A 14,643-nucleotide genomic window follows, 5' to 3' on the forward strand; every position below is an offset into this window, starting at 1 on the left:
CTTTAACCAACACGACAAAAAGTCGGGAGGAAAAATGGAAACTGTAGTTGGACTGACTGCTATCGCCGTTGCTCTGCTGATTGGCCTGGGTGCCCTGGGTACCGCCATCGGTTTCGGTCTGCTGGGTGGCAAGTTCCTGGAAGGCGCAGCTCGTCAGCCTGAAATGGTTCCGATGCTGCAGGTGAAAATGTTCATCGTCGCCGGCCTGCTGGACGCCGTGACCATGATCGGTGTGGGTATCGCCCTGTTCTTCACCTTCGCGAATCCCTTCGTTGGTCAAATCGCCGGCTAATCACTCGAATCATTCGATTTGAGTGTTTGACGGACAACGAACGAGCGAGGTGTTGGCGTGAACATTAATGCAACCCTGATTGGCCAGTCCGTTGCGTTCTTCATCTTTGTGCTGTTCTGCATGAAGTTCGTGTGGCCTCCGGTCATCGCGGCTCTGCAAGAGCGTCAGAAGAAGATCGCTGACGGCCTGGACGCTGCCAACCGCGCGGCTCGTGATCTGGAGCTGGCTCATGAGAAAGCGGGCCAGCAACTGCGCGAAGCCAAGGCTCAGGCAGCCGAAATCGTCGAACAGGCGAAGAAACGCGCTAACCAGATCGTCGATGAAGCCCGCGACCAGGCCCGTACCGAAGGCGAACGCCTGAAGGCCCAGGCCCAAGCGGAAATCGAACAGGAACTGAACAGCGTCAAGGACGCCCTGCGTGCCCAAGTGGGTGCCCTGGCCGTCACCGGCGCAGAGAAGATCCTGGGTGCTTCGATCGACGCAAACGCGCACGAGCAGCTGGTTTCCAAACTGGCAGCCGAGATCTAAGCGAGGGCGCTATGGCAGAACTGACCACGTTGGCTCGTCCCTACGCAAAGGCGGCTTTCGAGTACGCCCAGGCTCATCAGCAACTGGCCGATTGGTCGGCTGCGCTGGGTGTGCTGGCCGCAGTGTCGCAGGACGACACCGTGCGCCAGCTGCTCAAAGAGCCTCAGCTGACCTCTTCGGCCAAGGCCCAGAGCCTGATCGATGTGTGCGGCGACAAGCTGAATGCACCAGCCCAGAACTTCGTCCGGACTGTGGCTGAGAACAAGCGGCTCGAACTGCTGCCGACCATCGCTGAGATGTACGAGCAGTTGAAGGCCGAGCAGGAAAAGTCGGTCGAGGTAGAAGTCACCAGTGCCTTCACCTTGAGCAAAGAACAGCAGGACAAACTCGCCAAGGCTCTCAGCGCCCGGCTCAGTCGCGAAGTGCGGCTACATGCGTCGGAAGACGCGAGCCTGATCGGCGGCGTGATCATTCGCGCCGGTGACTTGGTAATCGATGGCTCGGTGCGCGGCAAGCTCGCGAAACTGGCCGAAGCGTTGAAATCTTGAGTTTGAAGGGGCAGCGGCATGCAGCAACTCAATCCTTCCGAAATTAGTGAAATCATCAAGGGGCGCATCGAGAAACTCGACGTCGCCTCCCAAGCACGAAACGAAGGCACCATCGTCAGCGTGTCCGACGGTATCGTGCGCATCTACGGTCTGGCCGACGTCATGTACGGCGAGATGATCGAGTTCCCGGGCGGCGTCTACGGTATGGCGCTGAACCTGGAGCAGGATTCCGTGGGTGCCGTGGTCCTGGGTGAATACCAGGGCCTCGCCGAAGGCATGAACGCCAAGTGCACCGGGCGCATCCTGGAGGTTCCGGTCGGTCCGGAACTGCTGGGTCGCGTAGTCGACGCACTGGGCAATCCGATCGACGGCAAGGGTCCGATCGACGCCAAGGCCACCGACGCGGTCGAGAAGGTCGCTCCGGGCGTGATCTGGCGTAAGTCGGTAGACCAGCCGGTACAGACCGGCTACAAGTCGGTCGACGCCATGATCCCGGTAGGCCGTGGCCAGCGCGAGCTGATCATCGGCGACCGCCAGATCGGCAAGACCGCCCTCGCGGTCGACGCCATCATCAACCAGAAAGACAGCGGCATTAAGTGCGTCTACGTGGCCATCGGCCAGAAGCAGTCCACTATCGCCAACGTCGTACGCAAGCTGGAAGAGAACGGTGCCCTGGCCAACACCATCGTGGTCGCCGCCAGCGCTTCCGAGTCCGCCGCCCTGCAATACCTGGCGCCGTACTCCGGTTGCACCATGGGCGAATACTTCCGTGATCGCGGTGAAGACGCCCTGATCGTCTACGACGACCTGTCCAAGCAGGCCGTGGCTTATCGCCAGATCTCCCTGCTGCTGCGCCGTCCGCCGGGCCGCGAAGCCTACCCGGGCGACGTGTTCTATCTCCACAGCCGTCTGCTGGAGCGCGCTTCCCGCGTTTCCGAAGAGTATGTCGAGAAGTTCACCAACGGCGCCGTGACCGGCAAGACTGGCTCGCTGACCGCGCTGCCGATCATCGAGACCCAGGCCGGCGACGTTTCCGCGTTCGTTCCGACCAACGTGATCTCGATCACCGACGGCCAGATCTTCCTGGAATCCGCCATGTTCAACTCGGGTATCCGTCCGGCCGTCAACGCCGGTATCTCGGTATCCCGCGTAGGTGGCGCGGCCCAGACCAAGATCATCAAGAAGCTGTCCGGCGGCATCCGTACCGCTCTGGCCCAGTACCGTGAACTGGCCGCCTTCGCCCAGTTCGCCTCGGACCTGGACGAAGCGACCCGCAAGCAGCTGGAGCATGGTCAGCGCGTTACCGAGCTGATGAAGCAGAAGCAGTACGCGCCGATGTCGATCGCCGAGATGTCGCTGTCCCTGTATGCCGCCGAGCGTGGCTTCCTGCAGGACGTCGAAATCGCCAAGGTCGGTAGCTTCGAGCAGGCGTTGATCTCCTACTTCCAGCGCGAGCATGCCGCTCTGCTGGCGAAGATCAACGAGAAAGGTGACTTCAACGACGAAATCGACGCGGGCATCAAGGCCGGCATCGAGAAGTTCAAGGCCACCCAAACCTGGTAAGCCGCAGCGGGAGCCGCGAGGCTCCCGCCTGCTAACCCGATAGGTGTCAAATGGCAGGCGCAAAAGAGATTCGCAGCAAGATTGCGAGCATCAAAAGCACGCAAAAGATCACCAATGCCATGGAAAAAGTGGCGGTGAGCAAGATGCGCAAGGCACAAATGCGCATGGCGGCCGGCCGTCCCTACGCGGAGCGTATTCGCCAGGTGATCGGCCATCTGGCCAACGCCAACCCGGAATACCGTCACCCGTTCATGGTCGAGCGTGAAGTCAAGCGCGTCGGCTACATCGTGGTGAGCAGTGACCGTGGTCTGTGCGGCGGTCTGAACATCAACCTGTTCAAGTCCCTCGTCAAGGACATGAGCGGCTACCGCGAGCAAGGGGCGGAAATCGACCTTTGCGTGATCGGTAGCAAGGGCGCTTCGTTCTTCCGCAGTTTCGGCGGCAACGTCGTGGCAGCTATCAGCCACCTCGGCGAAGAGCCTTCGATCAACGACCTGATCGGCAGTGTCAAGGTGATGCTCGACGCATACCTCGAAGGCCGTATCGATCGCCTGTTCGTGGTCTCCAACAAGTTCGTCAACACCATGACCCAGAAGCCGACCGTGGAACAGCTGATTCCGCTGGTGGCCGATGACGATCAGGAGCTGAAGCACCACTGGGACTATCTCTACGAACCCGACGCCAAGTCGCTCCTCGACGGGCTGCTGGTGCGTTACGTGGAATCCCAGGTGTACCAGGCCGTGGTTGAGAACAACGCCTGTGAGCAGGCGGCCCGGATGATTGCAATGAAGAACGCTACCGACAACGCCGGCGAGCTGATCAGCGATTTGCAGCTGATCTACAACAAGGCGCGTCAGGCGGCGATCACCCAGGAAATCTCGGAAATCGTCGGCGGCGCTGCCGCGGTGTAAGAACAGGTTCAAAATTCAGAGGAACCAGACATGAGTAGCGGACGTATCGTTCAAATCATCGGCGCCGTGATCGACGTGGAATTCCCGCGCGATGCCGTGCCGAGCATCTATGAAGCCCTGAAGGTTCAGGGCGTTGAAACCACCCTGGAAGTCCAGCAGCAGCTGGGCGACGGCGTGGTTCGTTCCATTGCGATGGGTTCCACCGAAGGCCTCAAGCGTGGCCTGAACGTGGACAGCACTGGTGCTGCCATCTCCGTGCCGGTCGGTAAAGCGACCCTGGGCCGGATCATGGACGTACTGGGCAACCCGATCGACGAAGCCGGTCCCATCGGCGAAGAAGAGCGCTGGGGCATCCACCGCGAAGCTCCGTCCTATGCCGACCAGGCTGGCGGCAACGAGCTGCTGGAAACCGGCATCAAGGTGATCGACCTGGTCTGCCCGTTCGCCAAGGGCGGCAAGGTAGGCCTGTTCGGCGGCGCCGGCGTGGGCAAGACCGTCAACATGATGGAACTGATCCGTAACATCGCCATCGAGCACAGCGGTTATTCCGTGTTCGCGGGTGTGGGCGAGCGTACTCGTGAGGGTAACGACTTCTACCACGAGATGAAGGACTCCAACGTACTGGACAAGGTAGCCCTGGTATACGGCCAGATGAACGAGCCGCCGGGCAACCGTCTGCGCGTCGCACTGACCGGCCTGACCATGGCCGAGAAGTTCCGTGACGAAGGCCGTGACGTTCTGTTGTTCATCGACAACATCTACCGTTACACCCTCGCCGGTACCGAAGTGTCCGCACTGCTGGGCCGTATGCCGTCCGCGGTGGGTTATCAGCCGACCCTGGCCGAAGAGATGGGCGTTCTGCAGGAGCGCATCACCTCCACCAAGAAAGGCTCGATCACCTCGATCCAGGCCGTATACGTTCCCGCGGACGACCTCACCGACCCGTCCCCGGCGACCACCTTCGCCCACCTGGACGCGACCGTCGTACTGTCCCGTGACATCGCCTCGCTGGGTATCTACCCTGCGGTCGACCCGTTGGACTCCACCTCTCGCCAGCTCGATCCGCTGGTGATCGGCCAGGATCACTACGACACCGCTCGCGGCGTCCAGTATGTTCTGCAGCGCTACAAGGAGCTGAAGGACATCATCGCGATCCTGGGCATGGACGAACTGTCCGAAGCCGACAAGCTGCTGGTGGCGCGCGCTCGTAAGATCCAGCGCTTCCTGTCCCAGCCGTTCTTCGTAGCGGAAGTCTTCACCGGCTCGCCGGGCAAGTACGTTTCCCTGAAGGACACCATCGCTGGCTTCAAGGGCATTCTCAACGGCGACTACGATCACCTGCCGGAGCAGGCGTTCTACATGGTCGGCGGTATCGAAGAAGCGGTCGAGAAAGCCAAAAAACTGTAATCCTGTGCGCCCGGCGACGGGCGCTCATGTGAGGCAAGCGTATGGCCATAACAGTCCATTGCGACATCGTCAGCGCCGAGGCGGAGATCTTCTCCGGCCTGGTCGAGATGGTTATCGCGCACGGCGCTCTGGGTGACCTGGGTATCGCCCCGGGCCACGCGCCGCTGATCACCGACCTGAAACCGGGCCCCATCCGCCTGGTCAAGCAGGGCGGCGAGCAGGAGGTGTACTACATCTCCGGCGGTTTCCTCGAAGTCCAGCCGAACATGGTCAAGGTCCTCGCCGACACCGTGGTTCGTGCCGGCGACCTCGACGAAGCGGCCGCCCAGGAAGCCCTGAAGGCTGCCGAAAAGGCGCTGCAGGGCAAGGGCGCCGAGTTCGACTACAGCGCCGCTGCCGCGCGTCTGGCCGAAGCCGCAGCCCAGCTGCGCACCGTCCAGCAACTGCGCAAGAAGTTCGGCGGCTGATTTCCAGCCGGTACTTCTAGCGGTGTCAGGGAAAAGGGTAGCCTGTGGGCTACCCTTTTTTCGTTTTGCATCTTCACTCACAGGTTTTGCCTGTGACCACCAGGAACGGTAGTCCAGTCCATGTCCCTTGAAATCGTGATTCTCGCCGCCGGCCAGGGCACCCGCATGCGTTCGGCCCTGCCCAAGGTCCTCCATCCCATTGCCGGCAAGCCGATGCTCGGCCACGTCATCGACTGCGCGCGCCAGTTGCAGCCGGAACGGATCCACGTGGTGATCGGCCACGGCGCGGATCTGGTGCGTGAGCGGATGGCCGCCGACGACCTGAATTTCGTGCTCCAGGCCGAACAGCTCGGTACGGGCCATGCGGTGGCCCAGGCCCTGCCGTTCCTCAGTGCAGACCAGGTGCTGATCCTCTACGGCGACGTGCCGCTGATCCAGCTGGACACCTTGCAGCGCCTGCTGGCGCAAGTCACCCCGGACCAGTTGTCGTTGCTCACCGTCGACATGCTCGACCCCACCGGCTACGGCCGCATCGTCCGTGACGACCAGGGCGCGGTGCAGGCCATCGTCGAGCACAAGGACGCGACCCCGGCGCAGCGCCAGATCGGCGAGATCAACACCGGCATCCTCGCGGTGCCGGGCAAGCGCCTTGCCGACTGGCTCGGCCGCCTGTCCAACGACAACGCCCAGGGCGAGTACTACCTGACCGACGTGATCGCCATGGCGGTCGGCGACGGCCTGGTGGTAGCCAGCGCCCAATCGCTGGACGCGATGGAAGTGCAGGGCGTCAATGACCGCATGCAACAGGCCCAGCTGGAGCGTCACTACCAGCGCCTGCGCGCGGAGGAGCTGATGCGCCAGGGCGTGACCCTGCTCGATCCGCAGCGCCTGGATGTCCGTGGCGAAATCTCGGTCGGCCGCGACGTGCTGATCGACGTCAACGTGGTGCTGGAAGGCCGCGTGGTGATCGAGGACGACGTGCACATCGGACCGAACTGCGTGATTCGCGACAGCGTCCTGCGGCGTGGCGCGGTGATCAAGGCCAACAGCCACCTGGAAGGCGCGGAGCTGGGCGAGGGTAGCGATGCCGGTCCGTTCGCCCGCCTGCGTCCGGGCAGCGTGCTCGGCGCTCGGGCCCATGTCGGCAACTTCGTCGAACTGAAGAATGCCCGCCTGGGCGAGGGCAGCAAGGCCGGCCACCTGAGCTACCTGGGCGATGCCGAGCTGGGCGCCAACTGCAATATCGGCGCCGGCACCATCACCTGCAACTACGATGGCGCGAACAAATTCCGCACCGAGCTGGGCGACGATGTGTTCATCGGCTCGAACAACTCGCTGGTGGCGCCGCTGAAGATTGGCGATGGCGCGACGACCGCGGCCGGCTCCACCATCACCCATGAGGTTCCGGCGAAGAACCTGGCCTTCGGCCGCGCCCGGCAGAAGAACCTGGAAAACTGGAAGCGCCCGGAAAAAATCAAGAAGTAACGGAGCGGCACGGATGCCGAAGCCTGCGAAATGGATCGTGCTGGGGCTGCTCATAGCCGGGGCGGTGCTGCCCGAATGGCCGCGGATACCCGTCGAAGGCGCCAGTGCCCGCGACTGGAATCCGCGAACCTTCTGGTTCGAGCCCTGGGGGCGCTCCGGAGTGCACAAGGGCATCGACATCTTCGCCCGCAGCGGCACCCCCGTACGCTCCGCCAGCTACGGCCTGGTGCTCTATCGCGGGGAGATCGCCCTCGGCGGCAAGGTCGTCCTGGTGCTGGCGCCCAAGTGGCGCCTGCATTACTACGCCCATCTCGATAGCCTCGACACCTATCCGGGCCAGCCGGTCCTCGCCGGTTCCCGCCTGGGTGCGGTCGGAACCACCGGCAACGCGCGCGGCAAGCCAGCCCACCTGCACTACGCGATCATCACCTTGCTGCCCTATCCCTGGCTGGCCGACGCCAGCACCCAGGGTTGGAAGAAAATGTTCTACCTCGATCCCAATACGGTGCTGCCGAGCCGATGAAAAGTCATTGACGGGAATCGCCGGATAAGTTTTGATTCGCACACTTTTCTTTCGAAACGAAACTTAAGTGATCTCGAAACGTAATACGCCGCAACGTCGCCATGCCATCCTCGCGCTGCTTTCCGAGCAGGGCGAGGTCAGCGTGGACGCACTCGCCAAGCGCTTTTCCACCTCGGAAGTGACCATCCGCAAGGACCTCGCCGCCATGGAAAGCCACGGCCTGCTGTTGCGTCGCTACGGCGGTGCGGTGCCAATGCCGCAGGAACTGATCGGCGAAGCCGCACAGCCCGTCTCGCCCTACAAGCAGGCTATCGGTCGCGCCGCCGCGGCGCGCATCCGCGAGCATGCGCGGATCATCATCGACAGTGGCAGCACCACCGCGGCGATGATCCCCGAGCTTGGGCACAAGCCGGGCCTGGTGGTGATGACCAACTCGCTGAACGTGGTCAACGCCCTGCGCGAACTGGAGCACGAGCCGGTGCTGCTGATGACCGGGGGGACCTGGGATCCGCATTCCGAGTCGTTCCAGGGGCAGGTTGCCGAGCAGGTGCTGCGTTCCTATGACTTCGACCAACTATTCATCGGTGCCGACGGCATCGATCTCGAACGCGGGACGACCACGTTCAACGAATTGCTGGGCCTGAGCCGGGTGATGGCCGAGGTCGCCCGCGAGGTGATCGTCATGGCCGAGGCCGACAAAGTCGGTCGGCGCATTCCCAACCAGGAATTGCCCTGGAGCAGCATCCATACCCTGATTACCGACGAGCGCCTGGAACCTTCCGCGCGCGAACAGATAACCGCCCGGGGCGTCACGCTGATCTGCTCCCCGGTCGAGGCCTGAAAGGAGAAAGACCCCATGTGTGGAATCGTAGGCGCGATCGCCGAGCGCAACATCACCCCCATCCTCATCGAAGGCCTCAAGCGCCTCGAGTATCGCGGCTACGACAGCGCCGGCGTGGCGGTCTTCGATAACGAAGGCAGGCTGCAGCGCTGCCGCCGGGTCGGCAAGGTCGCCAGCCTGGAGGAAGGCCTGGCCGGTACGCCGCTGCTCGGCCGCCTGGGCATCGCCCATACCCGCTGGGCGACCCACGGCGCGCCAACCGAAGGCAACGCCCACCCACATTTCTCCAGCGACGAACTGGCGGTGGTGCACAACGGCATCATCGAGAACCACGAACCTCTCCGTGAGCGGCTCAAGGGCCTGGGCTACGTGTTCACCTCGCAAACCGACACCGAGGTCATCGTCCACCTGCTGCATCACAAGCTGCAGTCCATCGGCGACCTGACCCTGGCGCTGAAGGACGCGGTCAAGGAATTGCACGGGGCCTATGGCCTGGCAGTGATCAGCGCGGCGCAGCCGGACCGCATCGTCGCCGCTCGCAGCGGCAGCCCGCTGGTGATCGGCCTCGGGCTTGGCGAGAACTTCCTCGCTTCCGACCAACTGGCGCTGCGCCAGGTGACCGACCGCTTCATCTACCTGGAAGAAGGCGATATCGCCGAGATCCGTCGCGACAGCGTGCGCCTGTGGGATGTCCAGGGCAACGACGTGCAGCGCGAGACCGTGCAGTACCACGAAGGCGCCGAAGCCGCCGACAAGGGCGAGTACCGGCACTTCATGCTCAAGGAAATCCACGAGCAGCCCAGCGTCGTGCAGCGCACCCTGGAAGGCCGCCTCGGGCAGAACCAGGTAATGGTTGAAAGCTTCGGTCCGCAGGCGGCGGAGCTGTTCGCCAAGGTCCGCAACGTGCAGATCGTCGCCTGCGGCACCAGTTACCACGCCGGCATGGTCGCCCGTTACTGGCTGGAAAGCCTGACCGGGATTCCCTGCCAGGTGGAGGTCGCCAGCGAGTTCCGCTACCGCAAGGTCGCGGTGCAGCCGGATTGCCTGTTCGTCACCATCTCCCAGTCCGGTGAGACCGCCGACACCCTGGCTGCCCTGCGCAACGCCAAGGAGCTGGGCTTCCTCTCCAGCGTGGCGATCTGCAACGTTGCCACCAGTTCGCTGGTGCGCGAATCCGACCTGACCCTGCTGACCCAGGCCGGCCCGGAAATCGGCGTGGCCTCGACCAAGGCCTTCACCACCCAGTTGGTCGCCCTGCTGCTGCTGACCCTGGGCATCGGCCAGGTGCAGAAGCGCCTGGCCGATGGCGTCGAAGCCGAGCTGGTGGACGAACTGCGTCGCCTGCCGACCCGGCTGGGCGAGGCGCTGGCGATGAACCGTACGGTGGAGAAGGTTTCCGAGCTGTTCGCCGAGAAGCACCACACCCTGTTCCTCGGCCGTGGCGCGCAGTTCCCGGTGGCCCTGGAAGGCGCGCTGAAGCTTAAGGAAATTTCCTATATCCATGCCGAAGCCTACCCGGCCGGCGAACTCAAGCATGGCCCGCTGGCGCTGGTGGACAGCGACATGCCGGTGGTTACCGTGGCGCCGAACAACGAGCTGGTGGAGAAGCTCAAGTCGAACCTGCAGGAAGTCCGCGCCCGCGGCGGCGAACTGGTGGTGTTCGCCGACGAAGGCGCGGGCATCGAGGCTGGCGAGGGCACCCATGTGGTGGGCATGCCGCACATCGGCGACGTGCTCTCGCCGATCCTCTACACCATCCCGTTGCAATTGCTCTCGTACCATGTCGCCGTGCTCAAGGGCACCGACGTCGACCAGCCGCGCAACCTGGCCAAGTCGGTCACCGTCGAGTAACGCCGGCCGCGTGCCCGAGAAGCCGGGGCAGGCATGCGGCCCCGGCGCTCGCCGTCAATCGCGCAACGGCAGCGCCTCGTCGCTCCTGCGGCTGGCGAACCAGTCCAGCACGGTGAGCCAGGCGCCGATCCCCAGGCCGATGCCCAATACCCACAGGGTGGCGGGCGGCCCCTTCAGCTCCAGCAGTCGCACAGCCAGGGGCACGCTGGCGAGAATGGCGATGTTGTTGAACGTCTCGGCGAACGACAGCACCATGCCCTTGTCCGGCCCGGAGCGCGAGGCGAGTACCACCGTGCCCGCCGGCGCGCCCAGGCCCAGCGCGGCGCCCCAGGCGCCCAGGCAGCAGAGCGCCACGGGTAACGGTAGCGGCAGGAGCATGAAGGTCGACATCGATAACACCAGGAGCGCCAGCACCAGCAGGAGCATGTCTTCGTCGCGCTTCAGATAACGTCGCAGGTAACCCGCGGCGAGGTTGCCCACGGCCAGGCCCACGCCGAAGGCGGCGATGCTGACGCCTATCTGCGCGGTGCTGAAGCCGTAGCGCTGGCGCAGCACCTCTCCCGAGAGAAGCAGGCCGGCGACCCCGGTGCCGTTCCAGGCACCCTTGGCGATCAGTGGCCTGAGGATGCTCCATTGCCTGCACCAGCCCAGCGCATGGCCCTCGGCGCGCGGTGCCACGGCTTGCACGGGAAGGCGCTGGCGTGCCATCAGGAAGACCAGCACGCAACCGCACGAGACCAACAGGAAGGGCGCCGCCCAGCCGAAGAAGTCCGAGAGGAGGCCGGCCAGTGCCGGGCCGGCGGCAATGCCGAGGGTCATGCCGAGCATCACCTGGCCCATGGCACCGGCCTGTCTTTGCGGGGCGACCACCTCCGCGACCAGGGCGAAGGTGGTCGGAATGATGATTGCCGAGGCGATGCCCCCGATTACCCGCAGGACGACGGCAATTTCCAGGGTCGGGGCGATGACGATGGCCAGGGTATCGACGGCGAAGAGGATCAGGGCGAGCAGCAGCAGCTTCCTGCGTTGCATGCGGTCGGAGAAGTAGCCCAGCAACGGCGCGGCGATCGCATAGGAGAACGCGTAGCTGGAGATCAGCCAGGCGGCGCCGCTGGTGGTGGTGTGGAACGCCTGCGCCAGCGGCCCGAGCATGGAGGACAGCATGAACTCGGTCACGCCGACGAAGAATACGGCCATCGACAGGGCCAGCAGGAACAGGCCGTCGAGCTTCTGTGAAGGCGGGGAAATTTTCTGGTTCATGATGTTCTCTTTGGCTGAATGAGCGGACGAACGCCAAGTGGGCGCCGGCTCGTGGAGCCGGCGCCAGGGTCAGGGATGAGTTGATCTGCCGAGGACTGGGGAAGGAAAGCCGACTTTGCGGCGGCTCTCCGGGGAATGCAGGTACTGCGGGGAGGAGGGTCAATATAGACCCTGGGTATTCTCTTGGTAAGTATTGTGCAGAATTTCGTTGAGGAACATTTCGAAATCTGCTTCCAGCACCAGGCCGTGGCCTGGAAGATAGCGAAACAGGCCAGGGCATGTCCGTGGGTCCAGGCTGCTATCCACGAACAGGGCATAGGAGAAGCGATCGGCTTGGCCTGGCAATTGTTCCTGCACTCGGTGAGCGACGGCGGCGACAGGAGTGGCCGAGTGACGGGTCAGTATCTCCATCGCGCAGCCGAAGTTGACGATGAATTCGCCGGGACGGGGCGAGACCGGCAGCCAGTCTCCCTCGCGAAGAACCTCAAGTCCAGGCTCCAGCGAGCGCAGGATGGTCACCCAACCCGAGTCCTTGTGCACATTCAGCCCGCGGGCCCGGACGTGGCTGCGGAAATGGTTAAAGGTCAGGTGATAGGTGCCTTGCATGGAGAGGCAGCGTCCCGTGGCCTCGTCCCACAGCTCTACCGGCAGGTCCAGTTCCGCGAGTACGGCCCGCAGCACCTCGAGACTGAAACTCCGCATCCGTTCGGCCTGCCGCAGCAAAGGGCCTGGGAACACTGTCTGCCAGAATCGGCTCTCGAGGAAGAACTGCTCGACCTGGTCGACGTCGCGGGAGAAATATCCTTCCCGGCGCGCCAGCCGATCTTCGGTCCACTGCGAGAAACCCTGGTAGGGCGCGCCGAGGCCCTCCTGGCGAGGCAGGTAGAAGTTGCGGGCGAAGGTATCGCCGGCTGCCAGGTCCAGGCTCGGTGACTTGACGAAGAAGAACCCGTCGGCGATGGCGCGGGCGAAGCCATCGCTGCTGTCGAAGCGTAGCTTTCCGTCGATCAGTTCGGCCGAAGCCAGAGCATAGGTGGCGTTTGGGTTCATCGTTTGTCATCCCCGGGACCGGTTGGGTGAACTCCTCTGGCATGGGGTCAGAGGAGGATGTCGTCGTTGTAGGTCCGGCTGACCTCCTGTTCGGCGAATTCGAGGACCGTCTGTACCTTCTGGGCTCCGGCCGGACCGTATCGGTAGATGTCGCCGCCCAGATCGCTATCCAGGAAAACGACATAGGAGTAGCGTTCGTCCGGGCTCGCGCGCTCGGTGCGGGCTACCCCGTGGACATTAGCGTGGACCTTTCTCGACAGGTGTTCGGAAAGTACTTCCATGGAACTGCCGAAGTTGATGATGAGATGGCCAGGCAGTGGGTTGATCGAGCGGAGCTGGCCGTCGATATAGGCGATCAGTCCGGGTTCGGTGGAGCGCAGGACGGTGACCCAGCCCGAGTCTCGATGGAACTTGGAACCACGGATCGGCTTGCTGGCGCGGAAATGATTGAAGCCGAACATCTGGTGGCCCTGTCCTTCGGACAGGCCGCTGGTCAGGCGTGCCCATTCCGCGCGGGGGATGTCTAGCTCCGCGAGCACCGCGCGCAGGACGCCAATACCCAGCTCCGCCATTTGTACGCCCAGTGCAGCCACGGCCTCAGGTATAAGAGACCAGTTGCCTCGTTCGATGTAGACGTTCTCCCACTGATCGTGCTCCCTGTCGAAATAGCCTTGGTAGGCCCCTGGTATCTGGCATTCCTTGAACCCCGTATAGGTGGACAAGGCGCCCTCTGCTCGGGGAAGGAAGCAATTGCGGACGAATAGGTCGCCAGGGCAGAAGTCCATCCGAGCTGGAACTTCCAGCAGGAAGAAGCCGTGCCTGCGCGCCTGTTCGAAGCCGTCTGGATGATCGAAGACGAGTCTGCTTTCCAGCAGGCGCGATCGCGCCATCTCGATGGGTGGGTATTGGTGGACCTGGCTCTCCAGTGGCATTGCCGGAAGGTTGACCGGAGCGCGTAGCGTCGGAGAGCTGGCGGTTTTCGGTTTCGTGTTCACTGGCGCCTCCTGCGAAGGATGTATGGGCTCAGCGATGAGCCGTCTCCACCTTGGGATGGAATTCGTAACCCATTTCCGCGGCTTTGCGTTTCTGAAACTCGAGGAAGGATTGCACCGGCTTAACGGTCTCGCCGCTGATCTGGTACAGGTCCTGGTCCCAGCGCGGACCGATGTAGGAACCGAAGGTGAACCTGTCCGCTTTTCGCTCTTGCGGTTCCATTCTGCGGACGCGGTGATAGCTGGCCTGGACAGGGGTGGCGGACTTCTCGGTTAGGAGTTCGAAGGAGTGTCCAAGTACCAGGGTGAAATGGCCGGGCATGGGATCGAAAGGAATCCAGGAGCCATTTTCCAGCGACTCCAGCCCAGGCTCCGTGGTGTAGAGCAGGGTGGTAAAACCGCTGTCCTTGTGGGCGGTGAGACCCACCGGGTGGGCGCTGTCAGCGCGGAAATGATTGAAGATGCAGTACTGCAGCGCCTGGTTGGAAGACATGCCGCCGGCTATCAGGTCGAAATGTCTTTCCTCGATGCCGACCAGCGCGAACAGTTGCGAGAGAACACTGCGGTTCAGGTCGTTCATTGCCCAAAGCAGGTCGGCGGCGGGGGCGGGAAGATATTCCCGCCACAGGCCGCATTCGATCTGCAGCAGTTCGTCCTGGTCGGCACCTGTGCGGGAATAGCCCAGCAGGGACTTGCCGAGATCCTTGCGATGGAACCCCCGGAAGGCGTTGTCGGCGTCTACCTCGGGTTCCAGATAATAGCTCTGGGCCAGGGCGATGCCGGCCGAAAAGTCCCAGCCCCGTGGGTGCTCGAGGTGGAAGGCACCTAGCTTGCGCGCGCGACTGAAACCGTCTTCTTCCTTGAAGTGCAGCATGCCGTCGAGCATCCGGGCGGATGGAAGGATATTGCTCATCAAGCGTTCTCC

General features: G+C 63.2%; 15 protein-coding genes. 11 read left to right on the top strand and 4 right to left on the bottom strand.

Features of this window, described 5'->3' with window-relative positions:
- Nucleotides 1-34: 34 nt before the first annotated feature.
- The 11 genes from atpE (at nt 35) to glmS (ending at nt 10,416) form a co-directional block, all read left to right on the top strand.
- A complete protein-coding gene (atpE, locus tag JHD77_RS18095) occupies nt 35-292 on the top strand; it encodes a F0F1 ATP synthase subunit C (protein WP_003097235.1) in 258 nt (85 codons plus the stop codon).
- 57 nt (nt 293-349) lie between these two features.
- Entirely contained in the window at nt 350-820 is a 471-nt protein-coding gene (locus tag JHD77_RS18100; RefSeq protein ID WP_003100235.1) for a F0F1 ATP synthase subunit B, read from the top strand.
- An 11-nt stretch (nt 821-831) separates the two neighbouring features.
- Nucleotides 832-1,368 (top strand): F0F1 ATP synthase subunit delta, encoded by a 537-nt coding sequence (locus JHD77_RS18105; protein ID WP_003097135.1) that lies wholly within the window; start codon nt 832-834, stop codon nt 1,366-1,368.
- Nucleotides 1,369-1,386: 18 nt separating this feature from the next.
- Nucleotides 1,387-2,931 carry a F0F1 ATP synthase subunit alpha gene (gene atpA / locus JHD77_RS18110; protein WP_003097134.1) on the top strand — a complete coding sequence of 515 codons (1,545 nt, stop codon included), beginning with the start codon at nt 1,387-1,389 and terminating at the stop codon, nt 2,929-2,931.
- A 50-nt stretch (nt 2,932-2,981) separates the two neighbouring features.
- Nucleotides 2,982-3,842, top strand: a complete 861-nt coding sequence (gene atpG, locus JHD77_RS18115) for a F0F1 ATP synthase subunit gamma (protein ID WP_003097132.1) — start codon at nt 2,982-2,984, stop codon at nt 3,840-3,842.
- Nucleotides 3,843-3,872: 30 nt separating this feature from the next.
- Complete coding sequence (gene atpD / locus JHD77_RS18120; RefSeq protein ID WP_003097130.1) at nt 3,873-5,249, top strand: F0F1 ATP synthase subunit beta; 1,377 nt, start codon at nt 3,873-3,875, stop codon at nt 5,247-5,249.
- 41 nt (nt 5,250-5,290) lie between these two features.
- The gene (locus tag JHD77_RS18125) at nt 5,291-5,716 is read left to right on the top strand and encodes a F0F1 ATP synthase subunit epsilon (protein WP_003097128.1); all 426 of its coding nucleotides are present in this window, start codon (nt 5,291-5,293) and stop codon (nt 5,714-5,716) included.
- Nucleotides 5,717-5,836: 120 nt separating this feature from the next.
- Nucleotides 5,837-7,201: a bifunctional UDP-N-acetylglucosamine diphosphorylase/glucosamine-1-phosphate N-acetyltransferase GlmU gene (gene glmU, locus JHD77_RS18130; RefSeq protein WP_031756780.1), complete on the top strand. Its 1,365-nt coding sequence runs from the start codon at nt 5,837-5,839 to the stop codon at nt 7,199-7,201.
- A gap of 13 nt (nt 7,202-7,214) precedes the next feature.
- The gene (locus tag JHD77_RS18135) at nt 7,215-7,724 is read left to right on the top strand and encodes a M23 family metallopeptidase (RefSeq protein WP_031756778.1); all 510 of its coding nucleotides are present in this window, start codon (nt 7,215-7,217) and stop codon (nt 7,722-7,724) included.
- A 67-nt stretch (nt 7,725-7,791) separates the two neighbouring features.
- Nucleotides 7,792-8,565, top strand: a complete 774-nt coding sequence (locus JHD77_RS18140; protein WP_074231487.1) for a DeoR/GlpR family DNA-binding transcription regulator — start codon at nt 7,792-7,794, stop codon at nt 8,563-8,565.
- 15 nt (nt 8,566-8,580) lie between these two features.
- Nucleotides 8,581-10,416, top strand: a complete 1,836-nt coding sequence (glmS, locus tag JHD77_RS18145) for a glutamine--fructose-6-phosphate transaminase (isomerizing) (protein WP_003097120.1) — start codon at nt 8,581-8,583, stop codon at nt 10,414-10,416.
- 54 nt (nt 10,417-10,470) lie between these two features.
- On the opposite strand, the gene JHD77_RS18150 is transcribed toward glmS, so the two are convergent.
- From JHD77_RS18150 to JHD77_RS18165, 4 genes are all read right to left on the bottom strand, one after another.
- A complete protein-coding gene (locus JHD77_RS18150) occupies nt 10,471-11,676 on the bottom strand; it encodes an MFS transporter (protein ID WP_031756774.1) in 1,206 nt (401 codons plus the stop codon).
- 159 nt (nt 11,677-11,835) lie between these two features.
- On the bottom strand, nt 11,836-12,726 hold the full coding sequence (locus tag JHD77_RS18155; RefSeq protein WP_003100219.1) for a 2OG-Fe(II) oxygenase family protein: 891 nt from the start codon (nt 12,724-12,726) through the stop codon (nt 11,836-11,838).
- Nucleotides 12,727-12,773: 47 nt separating this feature from the next.
- Complete coding sequence (locus JHD77_RS32870) at nt 12,774-13,721, bottom strand: 2OG-Fe(II) oxygenase family protein (protein ID WP_014603451.1); 948 nt, start codon at nt 13,719-13,721, stop codon at nt 12,774-12,776.
- Between the two features lie 28 nt (nt 13,722-13,749).
- Nucleotides 13,750-14,631, bottom strand: a complete 882-nt coding sequence (locus JHD77_RS18165; protein ID WP_003100213.1) for a 2OG-Fe(II) oxygenase family protein — start codon at nt 14,629-14,631, stop codon at nt 13,750-13,752.
- Nucleotides 14,632-14,643 lie beyond the last annotated feature (12 nt).

The organism is Pseudomonas sp. P20, assembly GCF_016463925.1.
Classification (GTDB): domain Bacteria; phylum Pseudomonadota; class Gammaproteobacteria; order Pseudomonadales; family Pseudomonadaceae; genus Pseudomonas; species Pseudomonas aeruginosa.

Coding starts and splice junctions, on each gene's coding strand:
- atpE (WP_003097235.1), top strand. CDS start 35: ATGGAAACTGTAGTTGGACTGACTGCTATCGCCGTTGCTCTGCTGATT.
- JHD77_RS18105 (WP_003097135.1), top strand. CDS start 832: ATGGCAGAACTGACCACGTTGGCTCGTCCCTACGCAAAGGCGGCTTTC.
- atpA (WP_003097134.1), top strand. CDS start 1,387: ATGCAGCAACTCAATCCTTCCGAAATTAGTGAAATCATCAAGGGGCGC.
- atpG (WP_003097132.1), top strand. CDS start 2,982: ATGGCAGGCGCAAAAGAGATTCGCAGCAAGATTGCGAGCATCAAAAGC.
- atpD (WP_003097130.1), top strand. CDS start 3,873: ATGAGTAGCGGACGTATCGTTCAAATCATCGGCGCCGTGATCGACGTG.
- JHD77_RS18125 (WP_003097128.1), top strand. CDS start 5,291: ATGGCCATAACAGTCCATTGCGACATCGTCAGCGCCGAGGCGGAGATC.
- glmU (WP_031756780.1), top strand. CDS start 5,837: ATGTCCCTTGAAATCGTGATTCTCGCCGCCGGCCAGGGCACCCGCATG.
- JHD77_RS18135 (WP_031756778.1), top strand. CDS start 7,215: ATGCCGAAGCCTGCGAAATGGATCGTGCTGGGGCTGCTCATAGCCGGG.
- glmS (WP_003097120.1), top strand. CDS start 8,581: ATGTGTGGAATCGTAGGCGCGATCGCCGAGCGCAACATCACCCCCATC.
- JHD77_RS18150 (WP_031756774.1), bottom strand. CDS start 11,676: ATGAACCAGAAAATTTCCCCGCCTTCACAGAAGCTCGACGGCCTGTTC.
- JHD77_RS18155 (WP_003100219.1), bottom strand. CDS start 12,726: ATGAACCCAAACGCCACCTATGCTCTGGCTTCGGCCGAACTGATCGAC.
- JHD77_RS18165 (WP_003100213.1), bottom strand. CDS start 14,631: ATGAGCAATATCCTTCCATCCGCCCGGATGCTCGACGGCATGCTGCAC.